Below are 11,247 nucleotides of genomic sequence, written 5' to 3'. Positions count from 1 at the left end.
ACGCTGGCCGTGCCCTTGTTTGCCGGCGCACTGACCGAGTTCAGCGTGAACAGGTGGCCGTCGTCGATGTCGGTGTCGTTGGCCAGCACGTTGAGGGTCAGGGTCTGGTTCTCTGTACCGGCAGCCGTATCGGCCACCGCCACCGGCGCATCGTTGGTGCCGGTGATGGTCACGTCCACGCTGCTGGTCGAGAGTGCCCCGTACTGATCCTGCATCTGGTAGTTGAGCGTTACGTGCTCGACCACGCCTTGCGCCAGGTGGTCGAAATCGCCCCCCGGGTTGAACACCAGCTGGTTGCCGACCACGCTGGCCGTACCCTTGTGCGCCGGCGCACTGACCGCGTTCAGCGTGAACAGGTGGCCGTCATCGATGTCGGTGTCATTGGCCAGCACGTTGAGGGTCAGCATCTGGTTCTCTGTACCGGCAGCCGTATCGGCCACCGCTACCGACGCATCGTTGGTGCCGGTGATCGTCACGTCCACCGTGGAACTCGAGAGTGCCCCGTACTGATCCTGCATCTGGTAGCTGAGCGTCACGTGCTCGACCACGCCTTGTGCCAGGTGGTCGAAATCGCTCCCCGGGTTGAACACCAGCTGGTTGCCAACCACGCTGGCCGTGCCCTTGTTCGCCGGCGCACTGACCGAGTTCAGCGTGAACACGTGGCCGTCATCGACATCGGTGTCGTTGGCCAGCACGTTGACGGACAGGGTCTGGTTTTCCGTGCCGGCGACCGCATCGGCCACCGCCACCGGGCCATCGTTGGTGCCGGTGATCGACCATGACACCGACTCGGGAGTCGTGGCGATGCCGTCGGTAACACCAAAGCTCACCGTCACCGTCATCGGCTCGCCCGCTGCGAGGTGTTGATAGGCAGCGTTTGTCGGGTCAAGCGTGAAAGAGTGCGTTGTCGCGTCATAGCTCACGCCGGCAGGCAGAGAGGCCGGGACATTAACGACAGTGAGTATCGTGCCATGATCGACATCTGAGGCGTGTGCTAGCGCGTTCAACGTGACGGCTTGCCCGTCCTCGGTGGCATTGCCGGTTACCGTGCCTGTCACCACCGGTGCGTCGTTGCGCCCCGCAAACTGCACCGTCGCAGTGGCCCAACTGAGCGTGCCGTTGCCGAGACGAATCGCATAAGTAAAGCTGTCCGCCAGGGACTCGCCAAGAGCAAGCGCCTGGAGTTGTGCCTTGAACGCAGTCGACAAGGCAGCGGTGTCGTAGCCGACCTTGCCATCCGACGTAATCCAGATCTTTGCACCATTGATACTGGTGTCAGAACTCGTCGCCTCAATTCTGCTTGTGTCTTGGACCAGGAGGTCGGCCGGAGCATAAACCTTGGTGTCAGTAGAAACACTGGTCGCGTTATCGAGTGACCAGAGTGTCTTCGCGTTGCCGCCGAGGTCATTGGACATGACATCCAGATACACGACTGCTAGCAGATCTTCAGTGATGGTCACGCTGCTCGTGCCAATAACACCAGTAGTGAAGGTGTCATCCTGGGCTTGCGGCGTGTTGGAAAACGAAGTGACGGTTCCGCCGCTGGTAGTTGTGGTGGTAGCCATGTCTTTCTCCCGAGAATGCCAGTTCTTTTAAGAATCGCTACGGACTGCTAACAGCCACAAAACGGACTCTTCCTTGCTGGAGCAAACCGGCGCAGTGTTCTGTCCATTCACGATGTCGTCATCCGATGTCTGTGAGGCGATTGGGGTGAAGTCCCGTTCTTGTACCGCTCAGGTTGTTCAGGAGCGGTGCGAGGCGGCTGCCAGACATCGTCGGCCAGCTGGACAGCCGACTGCCGGGATGGGCGTTGCCGGCAGAGGGGCGCCGGTATCGCGATGGTGGAGAGGTTCGCCGCGCTTGAGGAGCGGACCGCAGGACAGGTTGGGCAAACGTGGGGCCGAGTCTGCAGCTGCGCAGCGCATGGCACGCAATAAACTGAGAGCACCCATGTGGAAGGGACTCCTGAAATTATGGCTGGGTGGGGCCGTGTCTTGGGGTAGCACTGACTCAGGGAAACGGCCTTTCCTGGTATCAGTTTGATATTTTTTTTAGCTGTCGGGTCAGGCGTTGTAAAGGCGTTACCCAGAGGGAAAGGTACAATGCGCCAATATTCCGACAAGTGGGCACTATAGCGTCGGTATTCTGGCGATCTATTTTTGGCGAATGGGTCGGAAGGGCCATGGGCACTCAACACTGGCGCGGCTCGAATGAGCTGAAAACCCGGACGGCGGCGTAGGCTGGCTGAGGCTGTACCGGCGCTGGTTCTTCTGCCTGCTCTTGATGCTGGCCCTGGTCCGCCGACCGCCTGTTCCCGCTGCAGTTGCCCGGTGATGATCTGGCCTGGGTGGTGCTGGCCGAAGACGGCGCGCCCCTCTGGCGCTTTGCCGATGCCAAGGGTGTTTGGCGTTACCCGATCAAGCCAGAGGAAGTCTCGCCTTATGACCTGGAGGCGCTGCTGACCCAAGAGGACCGCTGACCAGCAGTTGCGAGGTCATTTGCAGGCTGCTGTCACGTCCCTGGGGCAATTGCTGGCCATTTTGCAAATGCACGACCACCGCGCCTTCGGCACCGGTGACCAGTTGATCCCCGACAAACAAGCGGTCCCCCTCGACCACGGCACGTCGGGTTCCATCCCCTTCACCACTTCCCCGCCCTATGTTGAAAAAGTGATTGAACTTTCCTTCAGACCGCCAAAGCCCCTGGAGCGTATAAATCAAGGGGGCCTTCGGTTTGAACAACGTGCTGGATTTAGCAGAGCGCATAAGTTTTTTTTTGACATAGGCTTTATGAGAAATTCTTCTTAGCTGCTCTCCAGGATGTTCTTAGCTCTCTGTTACAAACCTGAAACGGTTTGACCTATAAAGGTCGTCAATTATTTGGCGACCGATAAGTACCATCAGGATCAGGGACTATGGGCGTTTCGAACCCCCTCTGCAGCGCGATTTTATTGGCCATGGCTTGTTCACATCAGGCCCACGCCATGTCACTGACCGAAGCGATTCAGAGCACACTGGATAACCATCCGGAACTGCATGCCAGCGAGAACAATCGCCTGTCTGCCGATGAGGACGTGAAAGTTGCCAAAGGGGGCTTCTACCCTACCGTCGATTTGAATGCCGCTTACGGGCGCGGCTTCAGCGACAACAGCTCCACCCGCTCGTTGGGTAATCACAATACTGAAACCCTGACTTACACCCGGTCGGAACTGCGTCTGAGGCAAATGCTGTTCGATGGTTTCAACACCTCCAATGAAGTCGGGCGGACCAAATCAGTGGTCAACTCCCGGGCTTACTTTACTCGTGGCACTGCCGAAAGCCTGGCATTGCGCACCATCGAGGTGTACCTCGAAGTTCTCAAGCGCCGTGAACTGGTAACCCTGGCCAAGAACAACCTGCAGGCGCACTTGCGAGTCAACGATCAGATCGGCCTGCGTACCGAACGCGGTGTGAGCAGCAACGCTGACCGCGATCAGTCGAGCGCCCGTCGGGCACTGGCGCAAAACAACCTCGATACTGCAGAAGCCGACCTGGCCGATGCCAAGGCGAATTTCTTCAGCGCGGTCGGGCGCATGCCCGATGAGCTGGAAACCCTCCCCTCGATCAGAGGCGAAGTCCCCGCCACTCTGCCCGATGCGCGGAAAAGCATGCTGGAGAACAACCCGTACCTGAAATCCGCCCAGGCTGACATTCATGCCGCCGAGAGCCAGTACGAGGTTGCCAAGTCACCGTTCTATCCACGCTTCGATGCCGAAGCTGCAGTCGGTGCCAACGACAATATTCAAGGTGACAAGGGCCACGACAACGAATGGCGGGTCGGCGTGGTGATGAACTACAACCTGTTCAAAGGCGGCAGTGACAAAGCTCGCCTGCAATCGGACGCACACAAAATCAACCAGGCCATGGACATCCGCAACAATGCCTTGCGCATGCTCAACGAGAACATCACGCTGGCCTGGAACGCCATGGTCAACGCGAAGAAACAAATCCCGACCACCCGTGAATACGCCGAAACCACCACCCGTGTGCGGGCCGCCTATCAGGACCAGTTCGGCCTTGGCCAACGGACCCTGCTCGACCTGCTGGACAGCGAAAACGAGCTGTACAACGCTAACCGCCGCTATACCGAAGTGCGCTACACCGAAGAGTTCTCCATGTACCGCGTTCTGGCCAACATGGGCGAGTTGTTGAACAAAGAAAAAGTAGTGGTGCCTGCCGAAGCGATCGCACAAACAGAAGTGAGAAGCGAAGCCCGTTTGCCAGAAATGAGGTAGGTAAAGGAGAGCTCAATTTGACCAGCATGGAACCTGCAAACTCTGGTGTCGATCCGCGCCAGAGCTTTGATGACCCGCTGTTGGACGGATTATTGATCCTCTGCAAACTGCATGACTGCACTGTCAGCCGCGCCAGCCTGAGCGCCGGACTACCGCTGCCCCAGCAGCGCCTGAGCCTGGACTTGCTACCGCGTGCCGCAGCGCGGGCCAGCTTGCAGGCGCGTTTACTGCGCCGAGAGCTGGGGGCTATCTCGGCACTCAACCTGCCGGTGCTGCTGATTCTCAAACATGGCCGATGCGCGGTCTTGCGGCGTTGGGGCGACGACGGCAAGGTGCTGATCCTGCCGAGCGAAGCCGAGGGCGGTGAACAATGGGTCAGCCGTGAAGAACTGGCCGAAGACTACAGCGGCCAGGCGCTGTTCGCCCGGCCACGGCATGAACTCGAAGACTTGCGCACACCACTGGTGCCGAGGGTCGAAGCCTGGTTCCGTGACACCCTGAAGCTGTCGCGCTGGCTGTACAGCGATGCGATTCTGGCGAGTTTCCTGATCAACCTGCTGGGGTTGATGGTGCCGTTGTTCGTTATGCAGACCTATGATCGCGTGGTACCGAATCAGGCGACTTCGACGCTTTGGGTGCTGTCCATCGGGCTGCTGATCGGCACCGGTTTCGAACTGGTGCTACGGGTAGTCCGCGCCCACCTGCTGGACCAGGCCGGGAAGAAAACCGATATCATCCTTTCCGCCACCTTGTTCGAGCGCATCACCGGTATGTCGATGAAGGCGAAGCCAGCGACCATCGGCGGCTTTGCCCAGAGTATCCACGACTTTCAGGGCCTGCGGGATTTTCTCACCGCCGTGACCCTGACCAGCCTGATCGACCTGCCGTTCGCCGTGCTGATGCTGGTGGTGATCGGCTTGCTCGGCGGCTGGCTGGTGGTGATTCCATTGCTGGCCTTCCCCATCACAATTCTCGTCGCCATGCTGATTCAGCTACACCTGCGCGACACTGTGCAGAAAAGCCTGAGCCTGGGCGCCGAACGCCAGGCGCTGCTGATCGAAACCCTCGGTGGTCTGGAAACCCTCAAGGCTTGCAGCGCCGAAAGCGAACGCCAGCACAAATGGGAAAGCATCCACGGCGCACTGACCCGACTGGACAGCCATGCGCGTAACCTGTCGGCGCTGGCCACCAACGGTACATTGTTCATTCAGCAATTCTCCGGCATGGCGACCATCGTCGCCGGGGTCTACAGCATCATCGCCAGCAACCTCAGCGTCGGCGCCCTGGTGGCGACCTACATGCTCGGCAGTCGGGTACTGGCTCCGCTGGGGCAAATCGCCGGGCTGATCACCCGCTATCAGCAAGCCCAACTGACCATGCGCAGCACCGACACGCTGATGTCGCTGCCGCAAGAGCGCGACACCAAACAGCGGCCGCTGGAGCGCACTCAATTGCAGGGTGGGCTGGATGTCAGCCAGGTGACCTTCCGCTACAAAGGGCAAAACACACCGGCCCTGGCCAATATCAGTTTCAGCATGAAACCCGGTGAACGAATCGGCATCATCGGCCGCAGCGGCTCGGGCAAAAGTACCCTGGTGCGGTTGGCAATGGGCTTTTATGCACCGGAAGAAGGTCAACTGTTGCTCGATGGTCTCGACCTGCGGCAACTGGATGTCGCCGACCTGCGCCAGCAAATTGGTTATGTCGCTCACGACCTGCCGCTGCTGGCCGGCAGCCTGCGGGACAACCTGACCCTCGGCGCCCGCTATATCAGCGACTCGCGGATGCTCGAAGTGGCCGAACTGACCGGTGTCACCGACCTCGCCCGTCAACACCCTCAAGGCTTCGATCGCCCCGTCGGTGAACGCGGCCAGTTGCTGTCCGGCGGCCAGCGTCAGATGGTGCTGCTGGCCCGAGCGTTGTTGCTTGACCCGCCGATCATGTTGCTCGACGAACCCACCAGCGCCATGGACAACAGCAGCGAAGATGTTCTGCGCCAACGCCTGCACAAGTGGGTTCAGGGCAAGACCTTGCTGCTGGTCACCCACCGCACCTCGATGCTCAGTCTGGTGGATCGGCTGGTGGTGCTGGACCACGGCCGGATCGTCGCGGACGGTCCGAAAGAAGCGGTCATCGATGCACTGCGCAAGGGCCATGTCGGCTCTGCGGCTGTCTAGGGTCTGTTGAGGTTTGGTGACGACCGCGACGGGAGCCCACTTGCGCGAGGCTGCATTGCGGGATTTGCCAAGGGAACAACCATTAGCGGCATCCCGTGCCTTGCCTCGCACAAGTTGGCACAGCAACGCGGTTCGCCACCAAACGTCAACAGACCCCAGGAGTCGCCCATGTCTGCTTCACAAGGTTCACGCGGCTATTTCGACAGCTTCAGCAAAAGCGCAGAAAGCGAATTCATGCCCGACATCTGCGGAGCATCGCTGCAGGATTCGCCGCGCCGGTCGCGGATGACGGTGTGGATCGCCGCGGCGCTGATCATCACCGCGCTGATCTGGGCCAGGTTCGCCGTGCTGCAAGAAGTCACGATAGGTGAAGGCAAGGCCATACCGTCGAGCAAGGTTCAGGTGATCCAGAACCTGGAGGGCGGCATCGTCACCGAGATCTTCGTGCGTGAAGGGCAAATAGTGAACAAGGGCGATACCCTGCTGCGCCTTGATGACACACGGTTTCTGTCCAACAAGGGCGAGAGCGAAGCGGAACGCTTTGCCTTGATCGCAAAGGTCGAGCGGCTGTCTGCCGAAGCCGAGGGTCGGCCTTTCAAGCTCTCCGACGAGGTCATCGCCAAAGCCCCACAAGTGGCTGAAGACGAGCGCTCGCTGTTCGAACAACGGCAACGCCGCCTGGCCAGCGAGCAACGCACACTGACGGAACAACTTCGGCAAAAAACCCAGGAGTTGGCGGAGTTTCGTTCCAAACAGGGCCAGTTCAGTTCCAGCCTGGGTTTGCTGCAACAGGAAATGAACATGTCGGTGCCGCTGGTGGGGACCGGTGCGGTTTCGCCGGTGGAAATCCTTCGACTCAAACGCAGTGCGGTGGAGATTCGCGGCTCGTTGGACTCCACCACCCTGGCCATCCCACGGGCTGAATCGGCAATCAACGAGATCAAGAGCAAGCTCGATGAATCGGTGCAAGGCTTCCGGTCGGACGCCGCCAAGGAGCTCAACGAAAAACGCACCGACCTGTCGAAAATCACCGCGTCGAGCATCGCTATCGACGACCGGGTAACCCGCACCACCGTGGTCTCGCCGGTGCACGGTGTGATCAAGCAATTGAAGGTCAACACCATCGGCGGCGTGGTCCAGCCGGGCAGCGACATGGTGGAGATCGTGCCGCTGGAAGACAACCTGCTGATTGAAGCCAAGGTCCGTCCGCAGGATGTGGCATTCCTTCATCCCGGGCAGAAAGCCATGGTCAAGTTCAGCGCCTATGACTACACCATCTACGGGGGTTTAAGCGCCAAACTGGAACTGATCGGCGCCGACACCATCACCGACGACAAGGGCAACAGCTTCTACCTGATCCAGGTGCGCACCGACAAAAACCATCTGGGCGGCGAAGTCAAACCGCTGCTGATCATCCCCGGCATGGTCGCCACCGCGGACATCATCACCGGCGAGAAAAGCGTGCTGGATTACTTGCTTAAACCAGTGCTCAAAGCCCGGACCGAGGCGATGCGCGAACGCTAAACCCACGTGATCGTTCGTTGATCGTTCCCACGCTCTGCGTGGGAACAATCTCTTTAGCCCTTACTTTCACCATGATTACGCCGAAAAGTCTCCTCCCCCATCGCCTTAATCTGCCCATCGATCAACGCTTCAAACGGTCGCAGCAACGGCTCGAACGAGGTCGGGGCTTCAAGGGTCTGCAATGCCTGGACAATCGCTTCCAGCGTCGACAACGCCCCCGGCCCCGGAGCCTTGCGCAAACGGTAACGGGAGACCGAACCCTCGGCCAGCGTCACGCGGGGCAGCGCCGCCAGCAACGGATTGAGGTGCAGTAACTTGCGTGCCTTGCGCCAGGTACCGTCCGGCACCACTAGCAGCAATGGTTGATCCGACCCAGCGTAGGCTTGCAACGGTTGCGCATCATCCGCCGGAAACAGCAGTCGCGCTTGATAGCCGGGTGGATTCAACAACGCGGGCAAATCCTCGAACACCTCCCCCACGATCAACTCGGCATTGTTCAAGCCCAGCGCCGCCAGCCGTGCGGTGTTCAGCGCATGGTTCACCTCGCTGGGATGCTGCAATAGCAGCACTCGGGTGCGACTGTCCATTTGCGGGATCAGCGGGCACAGGCAGTGGGTTTCAGGGCGCAGGCAACGGGCGCATTGGCTTCTGGACATGAGGTTCTCCCGATCAGGCCTGGTTGAGCTGGGCTTTGAGCAAGTCGCGGAAGGTCTGGATCAGCGGTTCGCGGCTGCGACCACGGCGCACGATCATCGAGAACGGTGCCTGATAGCCAAAGGTCGCCGGCAGCAGCACGCGCAAATCCCCCTTGTCGGCCCATGCCTGAGCGTAATGCTCCGGCAGATAACCGATATAGGCACCCGATAGCACCAGAATCAGTTGCGCCTCCATACTTTCCACCGTCGCCGCACTGTGCTTGAAGCCGTGGCGAGCCAGTTCGGCCTGGCTCCAGTAGCCGCGACCGACCATGCGTTGCTGGGTGATGACTTGCTCCGGGATACGTCGCTCGGTGAACAATGGATGGCGATTGCTGCAATACAGCCAGTGCTGCTCGCGGTACAGCGGCATATAGACCAGCCCGCTCATGCGAGTCGAGAACGCACCGATAGCCAGGTCCAGACGATTGTCCTGAACCCCGAGCTGCAGCTCATAGGGACTCATGACCGATAAGTGCAAATGCACCGCCGGGTGTTCCTGGCTGTAGGCACCGATGGCTTCGGCGAACGGCAGGGCCTTGTCGCTGACGGTCGAGTCGATCACCCCCAGGTTAAGGGTGCCACGCAATTCGCCCTTGAGCGCTGCGGCGTATTGCTCGAATCCTTCCAGTTCGCCGAGCAGGCGCAGGGTTTCCTGATGGAACAATTCACCTTTGCTGGTCAGGCTGAAACCACCCCGGCCGCGATGGCAAAGCACCAGGCCCAACGCCGCTTCGAGCTGGCTCATGTAAGTGCTGATGGCCGACGTCGACAGGTTGAGCTCCTGCTGAGCATTGGCAAACCCCTGATGCCGCACCACGCTGACGAAGATGCGCAATAGTTTCAGGTCGGGTAAAGCGTTGGCCATGGGGGCTCCACCTGGAAAATGTGTTCAAAGCTCGTTCCCACGCTCCGCGTGGGAATGCAGCCAGTGACGCTTTGCGTCAGATCCACAGAGCTGGACGCGGAGCGTCCGGGGAGGCATTCCCACGCGGAGCGTGGGAACGATCAAGTCTAATCCCCTACCAACCATTAGTTTAGAAAAATCTGAACTAAGTATTTGCCAGTAGCGATTCTTCCCGTTCACTACATTTCTGCACAATCGCCTCCTGACAAATAAAACAACGATGAGGCTTATCCCGTGGACAAAATTTTTCACCAACCACTGGGCGGCAACGAAATGCCGCGCTTCGCCGGCATCGCCACCATGATGCGACTTCCCCACTTGCAATCACCGGCAGGGCTCGATGCTGCTTTTGTCGGCGTCCCACTGGACATCGGCACCTCGCTGCGCGCCGGCACCCGCTTCGGCCCACGTGAAATCCGCGCTGAATCGGTGATGATCCGCCCGTACAACATGGCCACCGGTGCCGCGCCGTTCGACTCGCTGTCGGTTGCCGACATCGGTGACGTGGCGATCAACACCTTCAACCTGCTGGACGCCGTGCGCATCATCGAAGAAGCCTACGACGATATCCTCAGCCACAACGTTATCCCGCTGACCCTGGGTGGCGACCACACCATCACCCTGCCGATCCTGCGTGCGATTCACAAGAAGCATGGCAAAGTCGGTCTGGTGCATATCGATGCCCACGCCGATGTGAACGATCACATGTTCGGCGAGAAGATCGCCCATGGCACCACCTTCCGTCGCGCCGTGGAAGAAGGCCTTCTGGACTGCGACCGCGTGGTGCAGATTGGTCTGCGGGCTCAGGGCTACACCGCTGAAGATTTCAACTGGAGCCGTAAACAGGGCTTCCGTGTGGTTCAGGCCGAAGAATGCTGGCACCACTCGCTGGCGCCACTGATGGCTGAAGTTCGCGAGAAAGTCGGCGGCGGTCCGGTGTACCTGAGCTTCGACATCGACGGCATCGACCCGGCCTGGGCACCTGGTACCGGCACCCCGGAAATCGGCGGTCTGACCACCATCCAGGCGATCGAGATCATTCGTGGTTGCCAAGGGCTCGACCTGATCGGCTGCGACCTGGTAGAAGTCTCGCCGCCTTACGACACCACCGGCAACACCTCGCTGCTGGGCGCCAACCTGCTGTACGAAATGCTCTGCGTACTGCCAGGTGTGACCCACCGCTGAGGAATGACCATGAGCGAACGTGATCAGGTGTTGGAAGCCGCCGCAGAACTGGTGTCGGCCTTTGCCCGCAACGATCGCGAAGCCTACTTCGGCGCGTTTAGCGCCGATGCCAGCTTCGTTTTCTACACCCTCGAAACGCCATTGCTGTCGCGCGATGCTTACCAGGCCTTGTGGGACAACTGGCGCCGCGAGGATGGCTTCGAGGTGCTTTCGTGCACCTCGAGCAACGCCTTCGTCAGCCTGCAGGGTGATGTGGCGATTTTTATTCATGACGTCGCCACCGAGCTGCGCATGCAAGGGGAGCAACTTTTTAGCCAGGAACGCGAAACCATTCTTTTTAAAAAACAGGGGTTTCGCAAAGAAGAACAAGGCCGTTGGCTGGCCTGCCACGAACATTTGTCCGCAATGCCGGAAAGACTGCCCTCCCCTTAGCCAACACAGGTGACGCTCACGCACGATGAGCGCGCCTTGATGATCGGAGCAGAT

At 59.7% G+C, this 11,247-nt stretch carries 8 protein-coding genes and 2 pseudogenes; 6 read left to right on the top strand and 4 right to left on the bottom strand.

Annotated features, from left to right (window positions below):
- A partial coding sequence (locus AC07VR_RS15135) for an Ig-like domain-containing protein (RefSeq protein WP_495011671.1) occupies positions 1-1,565 on the bottom strand: 1,565 nt, incomplete at its 3' end.
- A 718-nt stretch (positions 1,566-2,283) separates the two neighbouring features.
- Here AC07VR_RS15135 and AC07VR_RS15130 point away from each other — a divergent pair.
- Positions 2,284-2,476, top strand: a pseudogene (locus AC07VR_RS15130) (hypothetical protein); the annotation flags it as partial.
- A 4-nt stretch (positions 2,477-2,480) separates the two neighbouring features.
- Here the strand turns inward: AC07VR_RS15130 and AC07VR_RS15125 are convergent.
- A pseudogene (locus AC07VR_RS15125) lies at positions 2,481-2,660 on the bottom strand (hypothetical protein); the annotation flags it as partial.
- 254 nt (positions 2,661-2,914) lie between these two features.
- Here AC07VR_RS15125 and AC07VR_RS15120 point away from each other — a divergent pair.
- From AC07VR_RS15120 to AC07VR_RS15110, 3 genes are all read left to right on the top strand, one after another.
- A complete protein-coding gene (locus AC07VR_RS15120; protein ID WP_495011670.1) occupies positions 2,915-4,273 on the top strand; it encodes a TolC family outer membrane protein in 1,359 nt (452 codons plus the stop codon).
- A gap of 17 nt (positions 4,274-4,290) precedes the next feature.
- Complete coding sequence (locus tag AC07VR_RS15115; protein ID WP_495011669.1) at positions 4,291-6,450, top strand: type I secretion system permease/ATPase; 2,160 nt, start codon at positions 4,291-4,293, stop codon at positions 6,448-6,450.
- A gap of 168 nt (positions 6,451-6,618) precedes the next feature.
- Positions 6,619-7,974, top strand: coding sequence for an HlyD family type I secretion periplasmic adaptor subunit (locus AC07VR_RS15110; RefSeq protein WP_495011668.1), 1,356 nt, complete (start codon positions 6,619-6,621; stop codon positions 7,972-7,974).
- Between the two features lie 53 nt (positions 7,975-8,027).
- Here the strand turns inward: AC07VR_RS15110 and AC07VR_RS15105 are convergent, their stop codons facing one another.
- Together AC07VR_RS15105 and AC07VR_RS15100 are read right to left on the bottom strand one after the other, a co-directional pair.
- Positions 8,028-8,630 (bottom strand): tRNA-uridine aminocarboxypropyltransferase, encoded by a 603-nt coding sequence (locus AC07VR_RS15105; RefSeq protein WP_495011667.1) that lies wholly within the window; start codon positions 8,628-8,630, stop codon positions 8,028-8,030.
- A gap of 13 nt (positions 8,631-8,643) precedes the next feature.
- A complete protein-coding gene (locus tag AC07VR_RS15100) occupies positions 8,644-9,537 on the bottom strand; it encodes a LysR family transcriptional regulator (RefSeq protein WP_494994665.1) in 894 nt (297 codons plus the stop codon).
- Between the two features lie 273 nt (positions 9,538-9,810).
- Between AC07VR_RS15100 and speB the strand changes: the two genes are divergently transcribed.
- Both speB and AC07VR_RS15090 read left to right on the top strand, forming a co-directional pair.
- Positions 9,811-10,761 (top strand): agmatinase, encoded by a 951-nt coding sequence (gene speB, locus AC07VR_RS15095; protein ID WP_494994664.1) that lies wholly within the window; start codon positions 9,811-9,813, stop codon positions 10,759-10,761.
- 9 nt (positions 10,762-10,770) lie between these two features.
- Positions 10,771-11,193 (top strand): YybH family protein, encoded by a 423-nt coding sequence (locus tag AC07VR_RS15090; RefSeq protein ID WP_495011666.1) that lies wholly within the window; start codon positions 10,771-10,773, stop codon positions 11,191-11,193.
- The last annotated feature ends 54 nt before the right edge of the window (positions 11,194-11,247 follow it).

It is taken from the genome of Pseudomonas sp. GW821-FHT02H09 (assembly GCF_059421425.1).
This window is presented reverse-complemented; position numbering and strand designations above follow the sequence as displayed.

Coding starts and splice junctions, on each gene's coding strand:
- AC07VR_RS15110 (WP_495011668.1), top strand. CDS start 6,619: ATGTCTGCTTCACAAGGTTCACGCGGCTATTTCGACAGCTTCAGCAAA.
- AC07VR_RS15105 (WP_495011667.1), bottom strand. CDS start 8,630: ATGTCCAGAAGCCAATGCGCCCGTTGCCTGCGCCCTGAAACCCACTGC.
- AC07VR_RS15120 (WP_495011670.1), top strand. CDS start 2,915: ATGGGCGTTTCGAACCCCCTCTGCAGCGCGATTTTATTGGCCATGGCT.
- AC07VR_RS15090 (WP_495011666.1), top strand. CDS start 10,771: ATGAGCGAACGTGATCAGGTGTTGGAAGCCGCCGCAGAACTGGTGTCG.
- AC07VR_RS15100 (WP_494994665.1), bottom strand. CDS start 9,537: ATGGCCAACGCTTTACCCGACCTGAAACTATTGCGCATCTTCGTCAGC.